The following is a 20,642-nucleotide window of genomic DNA, read 5'->3' as shown; positions in this document are numbered from 1 at the left end:
CACCTGAACGCCCGGTGACTAGCGGTAGTCGTACGGTCGATCGCGCGCAAAAACGGTCGACAATGGCGCTCAAGCGGCGCGCAATGGCAGCTCCCCGGCCAGCGCCCGCACGACCATGGGCTCGCTCAGCCCGTAATCCGCCAGCGAATAGCGGTGCGCGACGTGGCTTCCCTCTTTCGACCGCGCAACGAAGCGCTCCATCCGCTCCTCGACGCGCGACGAGAGCGGCATGGCAAGCATCCGGTACACGCGGCGCATTTCGGAGCGCCAGTCGGCGCCGACCGCCTCGAAGCTGACGTCGACCTGCGGCACGATCGCGGCGCGGCGGGCAGCGGCGGTACGCTGCTGGCGAAGCGCGATCTTGCGCAGCCATTCCGCCCCCACCCAATGCGGATCGACGGCGTCGGACTGGACGCGCATCTGGCTGTGCACCAGCGAAGCGGACGAGGCGACGGTCGCCGGTGCGGCGCGATCAAGGCACACCAACCGCGCATCCGGGAAGGTATCGAGCACCGCATCCAGATCCTGCGTGAACTGCGGCAGCTTCAGCACCAGCGGCTTGTCCCCGCGTTCGCGCCGCAGCCACGCGGCGGTCTGCAGCAGCCGCTTGAATTCGGCGTAAACGGGGCGCGTGTCCATCGCCTCCGTCATCGCGACGAAGCTGGGGATCCGCCACTGCGCCTCGAACGCGGCGCCGAAGATCGACACGTTGTGAAGCCCGATCTCCTCGTCCGGCTCCGCCGTGGCGGTGGGATGGATGGTCTGGAATTCAGGATTGAGCCAGGCGGCGCAGCGCAGGCCGATCCAGCCGCGCAGCCGGCGATCGTCGAAAGGGCCAAGGCGCCCGCTCGGCAGCGGGTTCCAGCTTTCGAAGAAGCGCGTGTGCGCGATGCGCGGATCGCACGCGAGCAGCCGCTGCATCCGCGTACTTCCCGAGCGCATCTGCCCCAGGACGATGATCGGGCGGCGAATCGGCTGGGCGAGGATTTCGGGGTGGCGCCGCCACCAGGCGTGCATGCGCGCGCGATTGGCCAGCGCCGCCACGATTTGGCCATGAGCGATCACCGTGCCGAGCGGGGTGAGCGCCGCCTCGTCGCGCAGCGCCGCGGTGAGCACGTCGAGCCGTTCGCGCCAGCCATTGTCCGGCCCCAGCGTCGCATCGCCGACCTGCCGGCGCGCGGCCGCGATCAGCGCGTCCGATTCGATCACCGGGCGCGACAGCCAGCCACGCGTCCAGGCACGCTCCAGCACCTCGTTGACGCGGGCGTGTCGACGGGACGGCTCCCCCACGACGCCTGACGCGCGCGGGACGACAGAAGGACCCGCGCTGTCGGCGGTGATGGTGAACATGAAAGGCAAACCCCCTGCCCGCCGTTTAGTGCCCAAGGAAAAATGATCCAAGTGAGTGCGTTGCGCGCGACTGCTCGGTTCGTCGCACTTGTGCGTGCCGCGCAGGCGCGCTCATAGTGCGCGGCACACCTGAAGGAGCGCGCCGGCATGTGGCTGATCCTGGCATTGCAAGCTGCCGTTCCCTCCGCCGAAGCCGCGGTCGATCGCTATCGGGAGCTGACCACCGCCGATTCGCGCTGCGTACGCGACCCCCAGTCGACGGACATCACGGTGTGCGGGATGCGCAATGCGGATCGCTTCCGCGCACCCTTCACGGTGCACGAGGCAGGCGATCCGATGTGGGAGCCGGTCGCCAACGAACGGCAGCGGTTCCTGGCGCGGACCGACAATTGCCAGGAGAAGAACCTGTTCCTGGTCGGCTGCGGGGCGTTTGGCCTCAGCGTCACCACCGGCGGCGGGCGTGACGGCGTCGAGCTTCGGCCGATGGCCAAGTGATCCGCCGACCCCTCCGGAACAAGAAGAAGAAGTGGGATCCCGGCTCCAGGCCGGGGTGACGAGTGAAGTCGCTAGACCGGGCGATCGAGGCTGGTCGGCGGGGTGCTGAACCATTGCGGGCCCGATGCGCCCATCCCGAAGCAATCTTCCAGCCGGATGCCGAACTTGCCCGGCAGGTACAGGCCGGGCTCATTGGAAAAGCACATGCCGGCGGCGAGCGGCGCGGTTTCGCCGTGGACGAGGTTGATCGGCTCGTGCCCGTCCATGCCGATGCCGTGGCCGGTGCGGTGCGAGAGACCCGGCAGCCGGTAGCGCGGGCCATAGCCCCAGCGTCCATATTGCGCCCGCACCGCATCGTCGATCGTGCCGGCGGGTGCCCCGAGCCGAGCGGCCTTCAGCGCGATCTGCTGGCCCTGCGCGACATGATCCCAGACACGGCGCTGCTCGGCAGTAGCATCGCCGTGAACCCAGGTGCGCGAGACATCCGATTCGTAGCCGTGCACGGCGCAGCCGCAGTCCATCAGCACGACCTGGCCGCCGCCCACGCGGTGCACCTCGCGGCTGCCATGCGGATAGGCCGATGCCTCGCCGATCAGCGCCATGGAGAAAACCGGCTCCCCGCCCAGCTTGCGTGTCGCGGCACTCATCAGCGCGCCGACCTCCGCGCCGGTCATGCCCTTCTCGACCCGCGGGTGGAGCCAGCGATAGGCGGCGATCGTCACGTCTGTCGCGCACTGCAGCAGCGCGATCTCGGCCGGCGTCTTGATCATCCGGCAGCCGCGCACGACCGGATTGGCGGAGACGAGCCGGACGCCCGGCAGCGCGCGCTTCAGCCCATCGCTGGCAAAGAAGCGCACCGTTTCCTCGACGCCGACCGGCCGGCCCGCCAGCTTGCGTTCGGCGAGGAAGCCGGCGACGAGCTTCAGCGGATCCTCGTCCTCCTGCCACACCCGCACCTCCGCCGGCACGCCCAGCGTCTCGCGGACCGACGGTTCCTCGAAGAAGGGCGTGACGACGAGCGCTTCCCCCTCCACCGGTATCACCGCCGCCGTCAGCCGTTCGCTGCGCCCCCAGCGCACGCCGGTGAAATAGGTGAGGCTTGCCCCCGGCTCGATCAGCACGGCGCCGATCACGTTGGCCTTCATCAGCGCCTGAGCCCGCGCGACACGCGCCGTGCGCTCCGCCGGGGTGATCGGCCGGGCGCCGGTGGTGATGTCGGAAAGCTCGGCCAGATCCGGCTCCGCGGCACGAAGAACCCCAGTGATCGAGAGCAATGGCAGCGCCGCTGCCGCCCGAAGCAGTGATCGGCGGGAGGGGGCGAAGATCATCGGCTTGTTCTTTTCCTATCGGGTGCGTGGATGAATTGACCGGAGGGCGACAGACCCAGTGCTGCGCTGCCCGGGCGGGCGCAGCCATGCCTAAAGCGACTATGCGTGTGAGAACAGAGTCACTTGACCTCGCGCCGCCAATCCCCTTTCACCTTCGCGCGACGACCTATCCACCGTTCGCCCCGAGCTTGTCGAAGGGTCGCCACGCAGCGGTAAGGCCAGGCGCACATCTCGGGAGCATACATGGCCAAGCGGCTCACTTATTATATCATGATCGCGCTCGTCGCTGGCCTTGCGTTGGGGGTTGCCCTCAATGCCTGGATCGATGACGGCAGCGCCGCCGCGACGGCCCGGCTGGAAGAGATCGCCGGATATTTCTCGATCGTGACCGCCGTTTTCCTGCGGCTGATCAAGATGATCATCGCCCCGCTGGTGTTCGCGACCCTCGTCGCCGGCATCGCGCACATGGGGGACACCAAGGCGCTGGGCCGGATCGGCGGGCGGGCGGTGGCGTGGTTCATCTGCGCCAGCCTCGTCAGCCTGACGCTTGGCCTCATCCTGGTGAACCTGTTCCAGCCGGGCGTCGGGCTGAACTTCCCGATCCCGCCGGAAACCGCCACCAGCGGCGTCGAAAAGGCCGCGTTCAACCTCAAGGATTTCATCACCCACGTCTTCCCCGCCTCCGGAATCGAAGCGATGGCGAAGAACGAGATCCTGCAGATCGTCGTCTTCTCGATCTTCATCGGCGTGGCGATCACCGCAGTCGGCGAGAAGGCCGCGCCGCTGGTGCGCGGCATCGAGGCGCTGGTGCAGGTGATGCTGACCGTCACCAATTACGTGATGCGCTTCGCCCCCATCGCGGTGTTCGCGGCGGTGGCTGGCACGTTGACCGAGCGCGGGCCCTCGATCATCGGCAACCTCGCCTATTTCATGGGCACCTTCTACCTTGGCATGATCATCCTGTGGATGCTGCTGTTCGGGGTCTGCTGGGCGATCGTCGGAAAGCGTACGAAGCTGCTGGTGCGCTACGTGCGCGAGCCACTGCTGCTCGCTTTCTCCACCGCATCGTCCGAAGCCGCCTATCCCCGCACGCTGGAGGCGCTGGACAAGTTCGGCGTGCCGCCGCGCATCGCCAGCTTCGTCCTGCCGCTGGGCTACAGCTTCAACCTCGACGGCTCGATGATCTACATGACCTTCGCGACGATCTTCATCGCGCAGGCCTATGGCATCGATCTGACGCTGTGGCAGGAAATCACCATGCTGCTGGTGCTGATGATCACCAGCAAGGGCATTGCCGGCGTGCCGCGCGCCAGCCTGGTGGTGATCGCGGCGACGCTTGGCTTCTTTGATATTCCCGAGGCCGGCCTGCTGCTGATCCTTGGCATCGACCACTTCCTCGACATGGGCCGGTCGGCAACCAACGTCGTCGGCAATGCGGTGGCGAGCGCGGTAATCGCGAAATGGGAAGGCGAGCTCGATCCGATGGAGCCGGACGTGATCGACGGGCCACGGGCGCCAGCGGGAGGCGGGCCGGCCTTTGACACCGACAGCTTCCGCGAGACGCCGAACCTCGACGTGGACCGGCGCGCCTGACGTATCCCCGCCGGCGTGGCACTGATGCGTTGCCGCGCCGGCGCAGGCCAAGGGGGTGACAGCGCGCCCCCGCGCGGCAATGAAGGCGGCAAAGGAGAGCCTTCCATGCCGCATTACGGCGACCTGCAAACCCAGATCTATGGTGCCGGCCTGTCCGGCGTGGTCCCCACCTATCCGGTCGATTTCGCGACGCTGGAGAAGCGCGCGCAATCCGCGCTGCCGCCGCATGTGCTGACCTATGTCCAGGGCGGCTGCGGGGACGAATATACGCAGGACGAGAATGCGCGCGCCTTCCGCCATTGGGGGATGGTGCCGCGCATGATGGTCGATGCGACGCACCGTGATCTTTCGATCGAGCTGTTCGGGCTGAAACTGCCCTCGCCGTTGTTCATGGCGCCGATCGGCGTCACCGGCATGATGACGCAGGACCAGCACGGCGACGTGGCGGCGGCACAGGCCTCAGCCATGACCGGCGTGCCGCTGACCGCCTCGACCCTGTCGAATGATCCGCTGGAGGACGTGAAGACCGCCTGCGGCGAGACGCCGGCCTTCTTCCAGCTCTACACGCCGCGCGACAAGGAACTGGCCGAAAGCCTCGTCGGGCGCGCGGAGGCGGCGGGATACAAGGCGATCGTCGTCACGCTCGACACCTGGGTCACCGGCTGGCGGCCGCGCGATCTCAACCCGTCGAACTTCCCGCAGCTGCGCGGCCATGTGCTGCAGAACTATTTCGTGGATCCGCGCTTTCGCCAGATGCTGGGCGGCAAGGCGCCCGAGGAGGATCTGCGCACCGCCATCGGCACCTGGGGCGCGACGTTCGGCAAGGTGCTGACGTGGGACGACATGGCGTGGCTCAAGTCGATCACGAAGCTTCCGATCGTGCTGAAGGGGATATGCCACCCCGATGACGCGCGCCGCGCGATCGATAGCGGCGCGGACGGCATCTATGTCTCCAATCACGGCGGTCGGCAGGCGAACGGCGGCATCGCGGCGATCGACATGCTGCCGGCGGTGGCCGACGAGGTGGCGGGACGCGTGCCGGTGCTGTTCGATTCGGGCATCCGATCGGGCACCGATGTGGTGAAGGCGATCGCGCTTGGCGCGGATGCGGTGGGTGTCGGCCGGCCCTATTCCTATGGCCTGGCGCTGGGCGGCGCGGCGGGCTGCGCGCACGTGCTGAAGTGTTTCCTTGCCGAGGCGGACCTGCTGATGGCGGTCAACGGCTGGCCAACCTTGGAGGCGGTGCGCCAGGCGGGGGCGATCCGGACGGATCGCTAGCGCCGGGAAGGCGTCATCCGGCGAAGGGATGACGCCCCTGAAGATCAGATCCCGACCAGCCCGCCATCCTCGCGGGTGATCACGATCGTGGCCGAGCGCGGTCGGCTGGCGCTGGCCGAAGTGCCGCTCTGCGACGCCGGCCAGTTCGACGTGATATTGTCCGGCCCGCCATTCTCGCCCGGGTGCTGGATGTTGACGAACAGTGCCTTGCCGTCCGGCGTCGAGGTTATGCCGGTGATCTCGCACTCCTTCGGGCCGACGAGGAAGCGCTTCAGCGTCGCGCCCGGCACCTTGCCGACGCGCGTCGTCGCGGTGCTGGTGCCGGCAGGCGTGGTGTTGGTGATCGTCTTCACGCCCCCGTCACCCACCCGGCCCGGAATTGCGGCCAGCATCATGCAGTTGGTGACATCGGTATAGGCGCCATCGTCCGTCTGCAGCCACATCACCGGATTGGCCCCCTGCCCTGCGACGTTCGAGGGCAGGCTGAACCACATGCCGTCGGGCGAGGAGAAATCGTTGCTGTCGTCCAGCCCCGACAGGTTGATGTTGGCCGCGTCGAGATCACGGCCCGAACCGAAGGCATAGACGTCCCAGGTGAAGCTCGTCGCCTCGGTCGTGTCGCCGGCTTCGCGCAGGCGGATGACGTGGCCATTGACGTTGCCCACGCTGTTGCTGCGCCCATCGGTGCGGGGATCGACATAGGCGCGCGGGTTAGTGGCATCGACGCCGGCTGCGGTGCGCGAGCTGTTGTTCGTCAGCGTGCAATACATCTCGCCATTGGCCGGGTTCACCGCGGTCCATTCCGGCCGGTCCATCTTGGTGGCGCCAAGCGCATCCGCCGCGAGGCGGACGTTGATCAGCACGTCGGCCTGATCGGCGAAGGGATAGTCCGTGTTGGCGCTGGTCAGCGGGCCCGAGCCGAAGGTGAGCGGCAGCCACTGGCCCGAACCGTCGGCGTTGAACTTCGCGACGTACAGCGTCCCGGCGTCGAGGTATTTGTCGCCCACCGCCAGCCGGCTCGCGGCATTGGCGTCCGCCGCGGACCAAGCGGTGTTGGAGACGAACTTGTAGATATATTCGTTCTGCGCGTCGTCACCCATGTAGAAGGCCGGCTTTACGCCGGCGACCATCCGGCCGGGCTCCACGCCCTCATGGTTCATGCGGCCGAGCGCGGTGCGCTTGCGCGGCGTGGAGGCGGGATCATAGGGATCGATCTCGACGATCCAGCCGAACTGGAACGGCTCGTGCCGGAAATCACCGGTGCCGTCCGCGGCGAGCGCCGCGCTGGCGGTGGCGTTCCAGCGGCGAAAGCTGGTGTTCGACGGGTCTGACGCGGCCACCGTCGACCAGCCGTAATTGCCCGCGCGGCCCTCACCGATGCCATAGCGGGTGAGGCTGCGGTTCTCCTTCGCGGCCCCCGCATTGGTGCGCACCGTCGCGTCGCCGGTGTCGCGGCGGAAGTAGCCGGCCCAATTCTCCTCCGCGGTGGCATAGGTGCCCCAGGGCATCGGGCCGTTTGCGCAATTGTTGATCGTGCCGCGGCCCTGCGTCCCATCGGGCGAATGGAGCGTCCTCAGCTGACGGTTGCCGCGCGCCGGGCCGCTGAAGGCAGTCGGCGTATTGGGCGTGACGCGCCGGTTGAGCGCCGACGCCTGGACATAGCTCCATGCGGAGGCACCGCGGGTGACCTCGACCACCGAGACGCCATGCGCCTCGATCTCCTTGGTCGCCTCGGCCTCCGGCCGCACGCCGCCGGCGCTCGTCGGGCCGTTCGGGTGAAGATAGGCCTGGGTGATGTTCTCGTGATTGAGCACCAGCAACCCGCGGGTGCTGTTCGATGCGTCCCGCGCGGTGCCGCTGGCGGCAAGGCCGAAGAAGCTCATCCCGTCATGATGATCGCCCGCACGGGTCGCGAAGCTCGAATCGCTGCCGTCATTGGCGAAGGCAGGCGTCGCGCCGTTGATCGGATCGCCAAGGCGGTACAGCACCGTCACGCGATAGCCGGCCGGCACAGTGACGATGTCGTTGCGGTTCTTCGCCACGGCGGCGAAATCGAGCGTCGCGGGAGAGACGGTGACCGTCGTATCCGCCGTTGCGTTGTCGCCGGAACTGGTGGTGCCGCTGAAACGGAACACAAGCGGCGTCGCGGCGGCGACGGCAGGGGCAATGAACGTCGCGCTCGCGCCGCTGCTGCTCAGCGTCACCGCCGGGCCGCTCACCTGCGTCCATCCGACCGCCTGCGCGGTGGGGCTGGCGGTACCCTGCAGCGTTACGATCTTGCCCGCAGTGATCGCCACCGCACTGCCCGCCGTCACGGTGATCGGATCGCGCGTGATCGTGTCATCGTCGTCGCAGCCCGCGAGGAGCACGCCGCCGAACACTGCGGTCGTCATCGCGCTCAAGCCGCCGCGCAGCGTCTGCCGGCGCGAATAGCGGCGCGCGATCAGATCGCCCAGATGCGTGTTCGCGCTCTCGTTCGTGTCAACGTCGCCATCGTCGTAGAGGAAAGTCGAATCGGTCATGATCGCCCCCGGAAGCTGCCCTGTTACGGGGTCATGTGGCGGGCGCTGGTGACGGCTACGTGGCGTGACGAAGTCGCTACGGTTGCAATTTGATGTGAAGTCCAAGACACTTGACCCAGCGCACGCTTTCGCTATGGAGCCGCGCTTGTCGTACGCCTTTGGGCGAACGGCGCCGTCCGAGACAGCGGGTGGGCCCTGGCGCCCTTAATTCCCCGCCGAGGCGGGGACAGGATTTTGCCGCAGCGCCCTGGCGCTTCGGTTTGCCGCACCGCTTACGGGGTCATTCCCGCGCCGTGCGACTGCTTCCCATTCCCCTTCGCTGGACAACCGGATGCGGTATCTGCCGCATACGGATCGTAACCGGCCGCAGCCTTCGGGACGCGGCCAAAGTGTGGAGAATGGCATGGATCGTGCTGAAAAGGCCCAAGCCGTCGCCGAACTCAAGCAGACCTTCTCCGAGGTCGGCGTGGTGGTCGTCACCCGCAACCTCGGCCTCACCGTCGCACAGTCGACGCAGCTGAGGACGAAGATGCGCGAGGCCGGTGCCGTCTACAAGGTCTCGAAGAACAAGCTTGCCAAGATCGCGCTCGATGGCACCGACTATGACGGCCTGGGTGAATATTTCACCGGTCCGGTCGGTCTCGCGACCTCGGTCGACCCCGTTGCGGCTGCCAAGGTGGCCGTGGACTTCGCCAAGACGACCGACAAGTTCGAGATCGTCGGCGGCGGCATGGGTGCGACCAAGCTCGACGTGGAGGGCGTGAAGGCGCTCGCCACGATGCCGTCGCTCGACGAGCTCCGGGCGAAGATCGTCGGTCTCATCGTGGCCCCGGCCACCAAGATCGCGACCATCACCCAGGCGCCCGCCGCGCAGATCGCGCGCGTGCTTGCAGCTTACTCGGAAAAGGAAGCCGCCTGATCCTTCAGGCAGCATCGTTTCATTCGAACGTTTCAAAGGAAGTATATCATGGCAGACCTGAACGCGCTGGTTGACCAGCTGTCCGAACTGACCGTCCTCGAGGCGGCTGAGCTCTCGAAGCTCCTCGAAGAGAAGTGGGGCGTCTCGGCCGCAGCAGCGGTTGCAGCAGCTCCGGCAGCTGGCGGCGCCGGCGGCGGTGCACCGGCCGCTGAAGAGAAGACCGAGTTCGACGTGATCCTCACCGGCGACGGTGGCAAGAAGATCAACGTCATCAAGGAAGTCCGCGCGATCACGGGCCTGGGCCTGACCGAAGCGAAGACCCTCGTTGAGTCGGCTCCGAAGGCGATCAAGGAAGGCGTCTCGAAGGACGAGGCCGAGAAGGTCAAGAAGCAGCTTGAAGAAGCTGGCGCGACCGTCGAGGTCAAGTAAGCCGCTGCGGGGAAGACGGGCCATGCTGGCCCGCATCCCCGCAAGGCCGGCCGGCGTGGGCCAAGGCTCACGTCCGACGTCACGGGACCTGCTCCCGTGACGGCATAGCCGAAGACAGAAAAAGGCGGCTCCCCTCGCGGGCGCCGCCTTTTTCTATGCATGCTCAATTCGGTGACGACGCCGGAGAAGAGAAAGAAGCGGGACGCCGGATCAGGTGCGGGGTGACGCAGCCCTGCAAGACGACACGGCGCTCAGGCGTGCCCCACCCAGTCGTCGCCGTCCCCGGCCCGCGTCGCGATGCGCGCCGCGGGCGCACAGCCGCAGCGGCGCGTATCATGGGCGAGCAATTCGCCCGTCGCGACCACTTCGAAGGTACTGGAATCGAGATACCGCACCGGTTCGCCGTCAAGCAGCGTCGTCCAGGCCGCGCCGCGATGCTGGCGCACGCCCGTGCCGCCGTTCGTCATGAAGACGTGGCGACGCTCCACTACCACCAGCGCGGTGCCGTCGTCGCCGATGCACCGGTGCCGTGCGAGTTCCTCGATCATCGCCCTCAGTCCACGGCCAGCGGCGTGACGCGAACGATGCGCAGGTCGCGATCGCGTCCGTCGCGGTCCGGCCAGCGGATCGTGCTGCCGGCCCGCATCCCGATCAAGCCCGCGCCCACCGGCGTCAGGATCGAGACGCGGCCTGCGTCGATGTCCGCGTCCTTGGGATAGACCAGCTGCACGGTCCGCTGCGCGCCCGTCCCCTCGTCGACGAATTCGATCTGCGAATTCATCGTCACCGTCTGCTGCGGCAGCTCATCGGGTTCGCGCACCTCGGCCCGGTCGAGCTCCGCCATCAGCAGCGCCGTGGTGTGAGGATGGGCCCGCTCGGCACGAAGCGCCAGCTCCCAGAGCTGATCGCATTCCGCGGCGGTGAGATAGATCGCCGGCGGCTCCGCCGGCAGCGAGGCGAGTTGTTCCATGAAAATAGCAGCTTTCCGCTTGATCGAAATCGGCCGCGCACGCGCGCGGCCTAGGGAGGTCATATCGATGAAGGCCCGAACCCAGGCGGCGCATGCCGTCCGGGGCCCGGGCTAGCGGCGTGCGGCGAGCTGCCCTGCGTGATCGCGAAAACGCTGATATGTCGCCCAAGCGTACATTAGTGGAACGTGAGGACAGGCGCGCCGGAAGTCAAGTTTTCGCGCGATCGGCTCCCGTCTCGCCCCGGGCCCGCGGCACGCGTTTTCCCTTCGTGCGGCTGGTGAGATGCCAGCGGCCGCAGCGATCGCAGCGATAGGGCCGCAGGACGATCTCCGCCGCGATGGCGGCCGCCGCCGCCTCTCCTTGCGACGGGAAGCGTCGCTTGCGGTTACAGACGCTGAGCTTGGTGCGCATCGCGCGCGCCCGAGGCACAGAGGCTCGTTCTGATCACCTGCCGTGCGGCCGCACGCCGATCGTATCGTACATGCGCGGCGGCTGATCGAGCCAGAAGGGCCCGAGCTTCGCCTGGCCGGGCCGGTCGATGCCAAGCGCGTGGACGGACGTGGTCTGCGCACCCTCATGCACCGCGCGGATGGCGAGCACCGGCACGAACATTGGCCGCCCGCCCGCCTGAAGCACGGTGATCGCGTCGCGTGGCATGGTGGCGAGTGTGCGCACCCGCTTCGTTTCGCCCGGCGCCAGCGTGAACGGTGCGATCGCCGGCTTGCCGACCGGGCCGCCGAAGATCGTGGCGATCACGGAATCGAGCCCCGGCTGCGCACTGAGCAGGCGCACCTCGACCGCGACGCCGGTGGCCGGCACGTCCGAGGTGTTGCGCACCGTGACGATGACGTCCGCCGTGGCGGTGACGAGGTTGATGCCGGCACGGCTGATGACCGGCTCGTCGATGTCGATCCGGGCGGTCGTAGCAGGCGCGGTTGCCGCTGGCGTTGTTGCGCCCGGAGCGGCGGCGCTGGGCGTCGGCTGCAGGAAGCGCGGTGTCGGCGGCGCAGGCGGCGGCGTCACGGGCGCGGCAGGTGTGACGGGCGCCGCCGGTAGCGGGCGCGGCGCGGCGGCAGGTGCCGGCGGCGGCGGCGGTGTCGGCTCGGTCACCGTTGGGGCGAAAGGCTCCTCGTCCGCCACCTCCTCGCGCCGCCGGCGACTGCGCCAGAAAAGCAGGCCGGCGATGACGGCGGCGACGAGAAGCACGGGCAGCAGCCAGATCGGACGCGCCGGTTCTTCCGCGGGCGGGAGCGGCTGCGGTGCGGCGCTCGGCTCGACCGGCGCCGGGGTCTCCGACGCAATCGGCGAAGGTAAGAGTGGTGCGGCGGGCGTCGGAGAGGCAACGGGCGTCGGTGCGCTCGTCGTCGGGGTTGCCGTCGCCGTCGGAGTCGGCCGCGGCGTGGGGGTCGCGGCCGGCCGCGGCGTCGGCGTGGCGCGGGGCGTTGGCGTGGCACGGGGCGTCGGTGTCGCGCGCGGCGTGGGCGTCACCACCGACGGCGGGGGTGGCGGCGTGACGACCGGAACCGGCGTCGGAGTGGGCGTCGGCTGCGGGGTCGATTGGCCCGGCGGCAGGCTGAAATTGCCAAGGTCCGGCAAGCCGCCCGGCGGCACCTGGGCCGCGGCCGATCCGGCCAGGGCGAGGATCGCCGCGCCCGCCAAATATCCCGTCGTTCTGCGCATCGTCATCGCGCTAGTCCTGCCAAGATGAACGCGCGACAACGGATCACGGCTTCACCTGCGGCTGATCGGTAGGGACGACGGGCAGCCACACCGCGCTCGCCTGCTCACCCCCGCGCATCAGCGTGACGGTTGCCTTGCGATAATCCTCGGGCTTGGCGTGGAAGATGTTGGGCACGAACGTCTGCGGGTTGCGATCGTAGAGCGGGAAGAGCGAGGATTGCACCTGCACCATGATGCGGTGGCCCGGCTGGAACACGTGGTTCACCGTCGGCAGGCGGAAGCGATAGCGCTGCACCTTGCCGGCGGGGATCGGCGTCGGCTTTTCGAAGCTGTCGCGGTAGCGCCCGCGGAAGATGTCGAGACTGATCGGCAGCTGGTACCCGCCCTTCTTCGGCTCGTTGGGATAATCGTCCGGATAGACGTCGATCACCTTGACGACGAAATCGCCGTCGGTGCCGGTCGTCTTGGCGAAGATATCCGCCAGCGGCGCGCCGGAGACGCGCACCGCCTGGGTCAGCGGCTCGGTCTGGTACGTCATCACGTCGGTCCGCCCGTCGACCGAGCGCTGGTCCGAGACGAGCCAGGATTGCCAGCGGCCGTCGTTGAAGTTCACCGGGCGCGGCAAGTGCGGGACGGGCTTCGCCGGATCGGCGACGTAGCTGTCGCCGCCGGTCGCGGCCTTGGCGAAATCGAGCCCGCCGTCGCCCTGCAGATAGATCGGCTTCATCGGCGCGGCGCAGCCCGCCTCGCAGGCGAGCGGCCATTGCGCCAGCTTATCCCAGCGGTTCGCGCCGGTGTTGTAGATCAGCGCCTGCGGCGGGGTGAAGGCGGGGCGGCCATCGCGCAGATACTGGTCGAAGAAGGGAAAGAGGTAATCCTCGCGCCATTCGGTGGCGGTATCGCCGTTCCACTTGAAGTCGCCCAGCGACGAGCCGTCGTAATTGGCCTGGCTATGCCGCCACGGCCCCATGACGAGGAAGTTGTTGCCCGCCTTGCCCTTCGCCTTCAGCGCTTCCCACGCGGTGATCGCGCCGTACATATCCTCCTGATCGAACAACCCTTGTTCCCACATCGTTGGCACGTTCGACGGGTTCGCGGCGAGCAGCTTGTCCAGCGCTTGGCCCTGCCAGAAGGCGTCATAGGCAGGATGCGCCGCCATTCGCTGCCAATAGGGAAGCTTGGCATAGCCGGACTTTTCCGCCCAGGCACCGGCCGACCCGGCGCGGCGGAATACCTCGTAATCGTCATAGACTTCCGGCGCCGGGCCGCTTCCGGCGCCCTTGAAGCCCGTCTGGCTGCCGAACCAGCGGATGTTGGCGAGGCGGAAGGCACCGTAATGGAACCAGTCGTCCCCCATCCAGCCGTCGATCATCGGGCTTTCGGGCGCCGCCACCTTCAGCGCCGGATGCGGGTTCAGCAGCGCCATCACCACCGTGAACCCTTCGTAGGACGATCCGAGCATGCCGACGCGGCCGTTCGTTTCCGGCAGGTTCGCCTTGTTCACGAGCCAATCGATCGTGTCATAGGCATCCGTGACGTGATCGGTCTTGGTCGGGTTGAGCGGCCCGATCACCGGGCGGGTGACGACATAATTCCCTTCTGAGCCATATTTGCCGCGCACGTCCTGGAAGACGCGGATGTAGCCGGCGCGCACGAACGGCTCGTCCCCCTGCGGCAGCAGCGCGCGCATGTTCGGGCTGTTCGCCACGCGATTGGCGCGGCCGCTGGCGTTATAGGGCGTGCGCGTCAGCAGGATCGGCGCGTTCGCCGCCCCCTTCGGGATGACGATGACGGTGTAGAGCTTCACCCCGTCGCGCATCGGGATCATCACTTCGCGCTTCACATAGTCGCGCGCCTCGATCGGATAGGCGAAGCCGGGCGGGATGTCCCCGGCGGGCGCGGGCGATTGCTGCGCGGCGAGCGGGGTGACGGCCATCGCAACGCCGGCGAGCAGCAGCAATTTCTTCATTCGCTTCACCCCTTTTGCCGACCATCGGCCCGATCGCGTCCGCCTCTTCTCCCTGCGAAGTTGGACGGATGCTCAAGCGCCGGGCGATAGTCGGACGCGGGGCTGGCGATCAACCGGCATCGGCCAGCTTTCACGGCTCCTTGACGCGCTTTGTGCCATGATCGCCGGCGATGCGCCCCGGCCCCACCCCCGCCTTTCCTTCCGCCCGGCCAACGGAGCGCCGGCGCGGCCTGCCGCGCTTCGGCGTGGTGCTGGCGGCAATGGCGCTCCTGGCGTGCGTCCCGTTCCTCAGCGCCACCATCGCGTCGATGACCGATCTGCCGGGCCATATCGGCCGCTACGCCGTCATGCTGGATGGTGGGCGCTCGGCTGATCTTGCCTCTTATTATGACTTCACGTGGAAGCTCGTCGGCAACCTCGGCGTCGACCTGACGGTCCGCGCGCTCGGCTGGCTGGGGGCGGAACGCGCCGCATGGCTGGTCGCCGCCGCCATCGCACCGCTGACGATCCTCGGCATGGCGGCCGTCGGCCATGCACTGCACGGTCGCATCCAGCCCGCCACCGTGGCGGCCGCCTGCTTCGCGCTGGCCAATCCGCTGATGTTCGGCTTCGTCAACTATTCGCTATCGTTCGCGCTGGCGCTGCTTACCTTCGCCGCGTGGATCCGGCTGCGCGACGCGCCCGCCTGTTGGACGGTGCCGCTGCTCGCAATCGCCGCGCTCGCTACGTGGATCGCCCATGCCATGGGCTGGGGCGTGCTGGTGCTGCTCGCTGGCGGGTTCGAGCTCGAACGGCTGTGGCGGCGGCGCAGCGCTCAGGCGCTAGCGGACGCGCTGCTGCGCGGGGTCCCGCTCCTGCCCCCGCTCATCCTGACGCTTGCCTGGCAAAGCGGCGACCATGGCGCGCTGATGGCATGGGGCGACAGCCTCGTCACCCGCAAGGTGATGAACTGGGTGGTCATGCTGCGCGGAGAGGCGAAGTGGATCGATCTCGCGACGCCGGTGCTGATCGCCCTCGCCTGCCTTGCCGCCTGGCGCCGGCAGTTGATCGACTGGCGGATCGGCACCGGCGCCGTGCTGATCGCGCTTGCCTGCCTCGCCATGCCGACCACCATGTTCGGCAGCTGGGGCGCCGACGAGCGGATCGCGCCGGCGGCGGTGATCGCTGCGCTGCTGTCCCTGCGCTGGCGCGGCAGCCGACGCGGCGCGATCGCGCTTGCCGGCCTCGCGTCCATGCTGTTCGGGGTGCGCACCGTGATGATCGCGCGGGACTGGCACCGGCTCGACGCGGCCTATGCCTCGCACCTTGCGGCGCTTGAGCTGGTGCCGGCCGGCGCGCGCATCCACGCTGTCGTGCTGCAGGATCGCTGCCACAGCGCGTGGCAGGCAACCGCGTACAATCATCTGCCCAGCCTCGCGATCGGCCGGCGTCACGCGCTGGTGAACAGCCAGTGGCTGCTGCCGGGCGCGGCGCTGCTCACCGTGCGCGCGCCGGGGGACGCCGCCCTGATGCACGATCCCTCGCAGATGGTGGATGGCTTCGATTGCAACGGTCCGCTCGCCCAGCCGCTCAGCGCGAAGCTGGCGCAGATCCGTGGCGGCGGCTGGCAGTATCTATGGGTACTCGGCACGCGCGGGCATGATCCGTGGCCCGGCGCTGCACCTGTCTATGCCGATGGAAATAGCGCGCTTTACCGCCTGCCGACTGGTTGACGCCGGCAACCGCGTCACCTATATCCGGTCAATCACCACAGCTTCGGGAAATGACATGGCGTCGCGCACCGTGTCGAACGGATAGGAGTTGGTGGTTTCATAAGACGCTTCAAGGCTGCCGTTTGTTCCTGAACCGGAACATGACGTGCGGCCTTTTCGTGTCTTGTCTGCGCCCGGACGAATTAGACCAAGGCGGTACAGCTACATGGCATCCAAGGCGATCGAATACGGCACTGCGAAGCGCCGCATCCGCAAGGTGTTCGGCAACATCCACGAAGTGGTGCAGATGCCGAACCTCATCGAGGTGCAGCGCGAGAGCTACGAACAGTTCCTGCGGTCCGACCCCTCGATCGGTTATGTCTCGGGTCTCGAGAAGACGCTGCGCAGCGTGTTCCCGATCCGTGACTTCGCCGGCACGGCAGAGCTCGACTTCGTGAACTACGAACTCGAACCGCCGAAGTTCGACGTCGAGGAATGCCGTCAGCGTGGCATCACCTATGCCGCGCCGATGCGCGTGACGCTTCGCCTGATCGTGTTCGAGGTGGATCCGGAAACGGAAACCCGCTCGGTGCTCGATATCAAGGAGCAGGACGTCTACATGGGCGACATGCCGCTGATGACGGAGAACGGCACGTTCTTCATCAACGGCACGGAGCGCGTGATCGTCAGCCAGATGCACCGTTCGCCGGGCGTCCTCTTCGATCATGACCGCGGCAAGACGCACGCCTCGGGCAAGTATCTCTTCGCGGCGCGCGTGATCCCGTATCGCGGTTCGTGGCTCGATTTCGAGTTCGACGCGAAGGACATCGTCAACGTCCGTATCGACCGCAAGCGCAAGCTGCCGGTGACGGCGCTGCTCTACGCGCTTGGCCTCAACAGCGAGGAAATCCTCAACCACTTCTACAACCGCGTCACCTATGTGCGCGGCCAGGGTGGCTGGCGCATCCCGTTCGCGGCCGAGAACTGGCGCGGCGTGAAGCCGACGTTCGACCTCGTCGACGCGAACTCGGGCGAAGTCGTGTTCCCGACGGGCACGAAGGTGACGCCGCGCGCCGCCAACAAGGCAGCCAAGGACGGCCTGACCGACCTCCTCATCCCGACCGAGGAAATCTACGGCCGCTATTCGGCCTATGACCTCATCAACGAGCAGACCGGCGAGATCTACGTCGAGGCCGGTGACGAGATCGGCCCGGAAAGCCTGGAGAAGCTCGACAAGGCCGGCATCGACCGGATCGAGCTGCTCGACATCGACCATGTCACCACCGGCCCGTGGATCCGCAACACGCTGAAGGCCGACAAGGCCGAAGAGCGCGAGCAGGCGCTGAGCGACATCTATCGCGTGATGCGCCCTGGCGAGCCGCCGACGCTCGAGACGGCGGAAGCGCTGTTCGCTGGCCTGTTCTTCGATCCGGACCGCTACGACCTGTCGGCCGTGGGCCGCGTGAAGCTCAACATGCGCCTTGACCTCGATGCCGAGGACACGGTGACGACGCTGCGCACCGAGGACATCCTGGCAGTCGTGAAGACCCTCGTCGACCTGAAGGACGGCAAGGGCGAGATCGACGACATCGACAACCTCGGCAACCGCCGCGTGCGTTCGGTGGGCGAGCTGCTCGAGAACCAGTATCGCGTCGGTCTGCTCCGCATGGAGCGTGCGGTGAAGGAGCGCATGAGCTCGGTCGACGTGTCGACCGTCATGCCGAACGACCTCATCAACGCGAAGCCGGCGGTCGCCGCGGTGCGTGAATTCTTCGGCTCGTCGCAGCTGTCGCAGTTCATGGACCAGACGAACCCGCTGTCGGAAGTGACGCACAAGCGCCGCGTCTCGGCCCTCGGGCCGGGCGGTCTGACGCGTGAGCGCGCGGGCTTCGAAGTGCGCGACGTTCACCCGACGCACTATGGTCGTATCTGCCCGATCGAAACGCCGGAAGGCCCGAACATCGGTCTCATCAACTCGCTGTCGACGTTCGCGCGCGTCAACAAGTACGGCTTCATCGAGACGCCGTACCGCCGCGTAGTGGACGGCAAGGTGACCGGCGAGGTCGTGTACCTCTCCGCGATGGAAGAGCAGAAGCACACGGTTGCGCAGGCGAACGCCGAGCTCGACGCCGAAGGCCGCTTCACCGAGGATCTCATCTCCGCCCGTCAGGCCGGCGAATTCCTCATGGCGCTGCCCGAGACGATCACGCTGATGGACGTGTCGCCCAAGCAGCTCGTGTCGGTCGCCGCCTCGCTGATCCCGTTCCTCGAGAACGACGACGCGAACCGCGCGCTGATGGGCTCGAACATGCAGCGTCAGGCCGTGCCGCTGGTGAAGGCGGAAGCGCCGTTCGTTGGCACCGGCATGGAAGAGACGGTGGCACGCGATTCAGGTGCCGCGATCGCCGCACGCCGCGCCGGCGTCGTCGACCAGGTCGACGCCAGCCGTATCGTGATCCGCGCCACGGGTGAGGTCGATGCCGGCAAGTCGGGCGTCGACATCTACTCGCTGATGAAGTTCCAGCGCTCCAACCAGTCGACCTGCATCAACCAGCGCCCGCTGGTGAAGGTGGGCGACGTGGTGAACGCCGGCGACATCCTCGCCGACGGCCCGTCGACCGAGTTCGGCGAGCTGGCGCTCGGCCGTAACGCGCTCGTCGCGTTCATGCCGTGGAACGGCTACAACTACGAGGACTCGATCCTCATCTCCGAGCGGATCGTGAAGGACGACGTGTTCACGTCGATCCACATCGACGAGTTCGAGGTGATGGCCCGCGACACGAAGCTCGGGCCGGAGGACATCACGCGCGACATCCCGAACGTCGGCGAGGAAGCGCTGCGCAACCTCGACGAGGCGGGCATCGTGTACGTCGGTGCCGAGGTCGAGCCGGGCGACATCCTGGTCGGCAAGATCACGCCGAAGGGCGAAAGCCCGATGACGCCGGAAGAGAAGCTGCTGCGCGCCATCTTCGGTGAAAAGGCCAGCGACGTGCGTGACACCTCGCTCCGCCTGCCGCCGGGCGTTGCCGGTACGGTCGTCGACGTTCGCGTCTTCAACCGCCACGGCATCGACAAGGACGAGCGTGCGATGGCGATCGAACGCGAGGAGATCGAGCGCCTGAAGAAGGACTCGGACGACGAGCGCACGATCCTCAACCGTGCCACCTGGTCGCGCCTGCGCGAGATGCTGATCGGCCAGACCGCGACTGCGGTGCCGAAGGGCGGCCCCAAGAAGGGTGCCGTGATCGATCAGGACATGCTCGACAGCGTCGACCGCCACGAATGGTGGAAGTTCGCGGTCGCCGACGACAAGGTCCAGTCGGATCTCGAAGCGGTAAAGGCGCAGTACGACGAGGCCGCGAAGCTCATTAAGGAGAAGTTCGAGGACCGTCGCGAGAAGCTGGAGCGCGGCGACGAGCTGCCGCCGGGCGTGCTGAAGATGGTCAAGGTGTTCGTCGCGGTGAAGCGCAAGCTGCAGCCGGGCGACAAGATGGCCGGCCGTCACGGCAACAAGGGCGTCATCAGCCGCATCCTGCCGGTGGAGGACATGCCGTTCCTCGCCGACGGTACGCCGGTCGATCTCGTGTTGAACCCGCTGGGCGTGCCGTCGCGCATGAACGTCGGTCAGATCTTCGAGACGCACCTTGGCTGGGCCGCGCGCGGCCTCGGCCAGCAGATCGCGCAGCAGCTGGAGGAATGGCGTGAGGCCAATCCGGATGCCACCGCGGGCGCCATGCCCGAGGCGGTGAAGGAACGGCTGAAGACGATCTACGGCGAGCATTATGTCGACGAGATCGAGGCACGTGACGCGCAGGGCATCATCGAGCTGGCGACCAACCTGAAGCCCGGCGTTCCGATGGGCACTCCGGTGTTCGACGGTGCGGTGGAGCAGGACGTTGCCAACATGCTCGAACTGGCGGGTCTCGATCCGTCGGGTCAGTCGGATCTGTTCGACGGGCGCACCGGCGATCAGTTCGACCGCAAGGTGACGGTAGGCATCATCTACATGCTGAAGCTGCACCACCTCGTCGACGACAAGATCCACGCACGTTCGATCGGGCCGTACAGCCTCGTCACCCAGCAGCCGCTGGGCGGTAAGGCGCAGTTCGGCGGCCAGCGCTTCGGCGAAATGGAGGTGTGGGCGCTGCAGGCTTATGGCGCTGCGTACACGCTCCAGGAAATGCTGACGGTGAAATCCGACGACGTGGTCGGCCGCACCAAGGTCTATGAGGCGATCGTCAAGGGTGACGACACGTTCGAGGCCGGCATTCCGGAGAGCTTCAACGTGCTCGTCAAGGAAATGCGTTCGCTGGGCCTCAACGTCGAGCTGAAGAGCATGGAAGACGCGGACGACGGTGATCTGGCCGAGGCGGCCGAGTAACCGCACCGCTCCGACGATCGACCATCCCTCCCCTAG

Annotated in this window: 15 protein-coding genes; 7 read left to right on the top strand and 8 right to left on the bottom strand. The window is 67.4% G+C overall.

Annotated features, from left to right (window positions below; genetic code table 11):
* Window positions 1-69: 69 nt before the first annotated feature.
* Complete coding sequence (locus ACH0CP_RS02110; RefSeq protein ID WP_294441951.1) at window positions 70-1,350, bottom strand: sulfotransferase; 1,281 nt, start codon at window positions 1,348-1,350, stop codon at window positions 70-72.
* A gap of 147 nt (window positions 1,351-1,497) precedes the next feature.
* On the opposite strand from ACH0CP_RS02110, the gene ACH0CP_RS02105 reads away from it, so the two are divergent.
* On the top strand, window positions 1,498-1,845 hold the full coding sequence (locus tag ACH0CP_RS02105; protein WP_294441950.1) for a hypothetical protein: 348 nt from the start codon (window positions 1,498-1,500) through the stop codon (window positions 1,843-1,845).
* A 71-nt stretch (window positions 1,846-1,916) separates the two neighbouring features.
* Here ACH0CP_RS02105 and ACH0CP_RS02100 read toward each other — a convergent pair whose 3' ends face one another.
* Window positions 1,917-3,173, bottom strand: a complete 1,257-nt coding sequence (locus ACH0CP_RS02100) for a Xaa-Pro peptidase family protein (protein WP_294441949.1) — start codon at window positions 3,171-3,173, stop codon at window positions 1,917-1,919.
* A 243-nt stretch (window positions 3,174-3,416) separates the two neighbouring features.
* Between ACH0CP_RS02100 and ACH0CP_RS02095 the strand changes: the two genes are divergently transcribed.
* Together ACH0CP_RS02095 and ACH0CP_RS02090 are read left to right on the top strand one after the other, a co-directional pair.
* Window positions 3,417-4,766: a dicarboxylate/amino acid:cation symporter gene (locus tag ACH0CP_RS02095; RefSeq protein WP_294441948.1), complete on the top strand. Its 1,350-nt coding sequence runs from the start codon at window positions 3,417-3,419 to the stop codon at window positions 4,764-4,766.
* A gap of 105 nt (window positions 4,767-4,871) precedes the next feature.
* Entirely contained in the window at window positions 4,872-6,044 is a 1,173-nt protein-coding gene (locus ACH0CP_RS02090; RefSeq protein ID WP_294441947.1) for an alpha-hydroxy-acid oxidizing protein, read from the top strand.
* Between the two features lie 44 nt (window positions 6,045-6,088).
* Here ACH0CP_RS02090 and ACH0CP_RS02085 read toward each other — a convergent pair whose 3' ends face one another.
* On the bottom strand, window positions 6,089-8,566 hold the full coding sequence (locus tag ACH0CP_RS02085) for a PhoX family phosphatase (protein ID WP_294441946.1): 2,478 nt from the start codon (window positions 8,564-8,566) through the stop codon (window positions 6,089-6,091).
* Between the two features lie 403 nt (window positions 8,567-8,969).
* On the opposite strand from ACH0CP_RS02085, the gene rplJ reads away from it, so the two are divergent.
* Together rplJ and rplL are read left to right on the top strand one after the other, a co-directional pair.
* A complete protein-coding gene (gene rplJ / locus ACH0CP_RS02080; RefSeq protein WP_046406553.1) occupies window positions 8,970-9,485 on the top strand; it encodes a 50S ribosomal protein L10 in 516 nt (171 codons plus the stop codon).
* 48 nt (window positions 9,486-9,533) lie between these two features.
* The gene (gene rplL, locus ACH0CP_RS02075) at window positions 9,534-9,914 is read left to right on the top strand and encodes a 50S ribosomal protein L7/L12 (RefSeq protein ID WP_294441945.1); all 381 of its coding nucleotides are present in this window, start codon (window positions 9,534-9,536) and stop codon (window positions 9,912-9,914) included.
* Between the two features lie 251 nt (window positions 9,915-10,165).
* On the opposite strand, the gene ACH0CP_RS02070 is transcribed toward rplL, so the two are convergent.
* The 5 genes from ACH0CP_RS02070 to ACH0CP_RS02050 all read right to left on the bottom strand — a co-directional run bounded on the left by ACH0CP_RS02070 (window position 10,166) and on the right by ACH0CP_RS02050 (window position 14,534).
* Window positions 10,166-10,462: a hypothetical protein gene (locus tag ACH0CP_RS02070; RefSeq protein WP_294441944.1), complete on the bottom strand. Its 297-nt coding sequence runs from the start codon at window positions 10,460-10,462 to the stop codon at window positions 10,166-10,168.
* A gap of 5 nt (window positions 10,463-10,467) precedes the next feature.
* Entirely contained in the window at window positions 10,468-10,884 is a 417-nt protein-coding gene (rnk, locus tag ACH0CP_RS02065) for a nucleoside diphosphate kinase regulator (protein WP_294441943.1), read from the bottom strand.
* A gap of 208 nt (window positions 10,885-11,092) precedes the next feature.
* On the bottom strand, window positions 11,093-11,296 hold the full coding sequence (locus tag ACH0CP_RS02060) for a hypothetical protein (RefSeq protein ID WP_294441942.1): 204 nt from the start codon (window positions 11,294-11,296) through the stop codon (window positions 11,093-11,095).
* Window positions 11,297-11,329: 33 nt separating this feature from the next.
* On the bottom strand, window positions 11,330-12,571 hold the full coding sequence (locus ACH0CP_RS02055) for a hypothetical protein (protein ID WP_406888467.1): 1,242 nt from the start codon (window positions 12,569-12,571) through the stop codon (window positions 11,330-11,332).
* A gap of 37 nt (window positions 12,572-12,608) precedes the next feature.
* Window positions 12,609-14,534, bottom strand: a complete 1,926-nt coding sequence (locus ACH0CP_RS02050) for a CocE/NonD family hydrolase (RefSeq protein ID WP_294441939.1) — start codon at window positions 14,532-14,534, stop codon at window positions 12,609-12,611.
* A gap of 170 nt (window positions 14,535-14,704) precedes the next feature.
* Between ACH0CP_RS02050 and ACH0CP_RS02045 the strand changes: the two genes are divergently transcribed.
* Together ACH0CP_RS02045 and rpoB are read left to right on the top strand one after the other, a co-directional pair.
* Window positions 14,705-16,246: a hypothetical protein gene (locus ACH0CP_RS02045; protein ID WP_294441938.1), complete on the top strand. Its 1,542-nt coding sequence runs from the start codon at window positions 14,705-14,707 to the stop codon at window positions 16,244-16,246.
* Window positions 16,247-16,451: 205 nt separating this feature from the next.
* Window positions 16,452-20,606 (top strand): DNA-directed RNA polymerase subunit beta, encoded by a 4,155-nt coding sequence (rpoB, locus tag ACH0CP_RS02040; protein WP_294441937.1) that lies wholly within the window; start codon window positions 16,452-16,454, stop codon window positions 20,604-20,606.
* Window positions 20,607-20,642 lie beyond the last annotated feature (36 nt).

The organism is Sphingomonas sp. 179-I 2A4 NHS (genome assembly GCF_045369135.1).
In the GTDB taxonomy this organism is placed as follows: Bacteria; Pseudomonadota; Alphaproteobacteria; order Sphingomonadales; family Sphingomonadaceae; genus Sphingomonas.
This window is presented reverse-complemented; position numbering and strand designations above follow the sequence as displayed.

Coding starts and splice junctions, on each gene's coding strand:
- ACH0CP_RS02045 (WP_294441938.1), top strand. CDS start 14,705: ATGCGCCCCGGCCCCACCCCCGCCTTTCCTTCCGCCCGGCCAACGGAG.
- rplJ (WP_046406553.1), top strand. CDS start 8,970: ATGGATCGTGCTGAAAAGGCCCAAGCCGTCGCCGAACTCAAGCAGACC.
- ACH0CP_RS02100 (WP_294441949.1), bottom strand. CDS start 3,173: ATGATCTTCGCCCCCTCCCGCCGATCACTGCTTCGGGCGGCAGCGGCG.
- ACH0CP_RS02090 (WP_294441947.1), top strand. CDS start 4,872: ATGCCGCATTACGGCGACCTGCAAACCCAGATCTATGGTGCCGGCCTG.
- rnk (WP_294441943.1), bottom strand. CDS start 10,884: ATGGAACAACTCGCCTCGCTGCCGGCGGAGCCGCCGGCGATCTATCTC.
- ACH0CP_RS02055 (WP_406888467.1), bottom strand. CDS start 12,571: ATGACGATGCGCAGAACGACGGGATATTTGGCGGGCGCGGCGATCCTC.
- ACH0CP_RS02110 (WP_294441951.1), bottom strand. CDS start 1,350: ATGTTCACCATCACCGCCGACAGCGCGGGTCCTTCTGTCGTCCCGCGC.
- rpoB (WP_294441937.1), top strand. CDS start 16,452: ATGGCATCCAAGGCGATCGAATACGGCACTGCGAAGCGCCGCATCCGC.
- rplL (WP_294441945.1), top strand. CDS start 9,534: ATGGCAGACCTGAACGCGCTGGTTGACCAGCTGTCCGAACTGACCGTC.
- ACH0CP_RS02085 (WP_294441946.1), bottom strand. CDS start 8,566: ATGACCGATTCGACTTTCCTCTACGACGATGGCGACGTTGACACGAAC.
- ACH0CP_RS02060 (WP_294441942.1), bottom strand. CDS start 11,296: ATGCGCACCAAGCTCAGCGTCTGTAACCGCAAGCGACGCTTCCCGTCG.
- ACH0CP_RS02105 (WP_294441950.1), top strand. CDS start 1,498: ATGTGGCTGATCCTGGCATTGCAAGCTGCCGTTCCCTCCGCCGAAGCC.
- ACH0CP_RS02095 (WP_294441948.1), top strand. CDS start 3,417: ATGGCCAAGCGGCTCACTTATTATATCATGATCGCGCTCGTCGCTGGC.
- ACH0CP_RS02050 (WP_294441939.1), bottom strand. CDS start 14,534: ATGAAGAAATTGCTGCTGCTCGCCGGCGTTGCGATGGCCGTCACCCCG.
- ACH0CP_RS02070 (WP_294441944.1), bottom strand. CDS start 10,462: ATGATCGAGGAACTCGCACGGCACCGGTGCATCGGCGACGACGGCACC.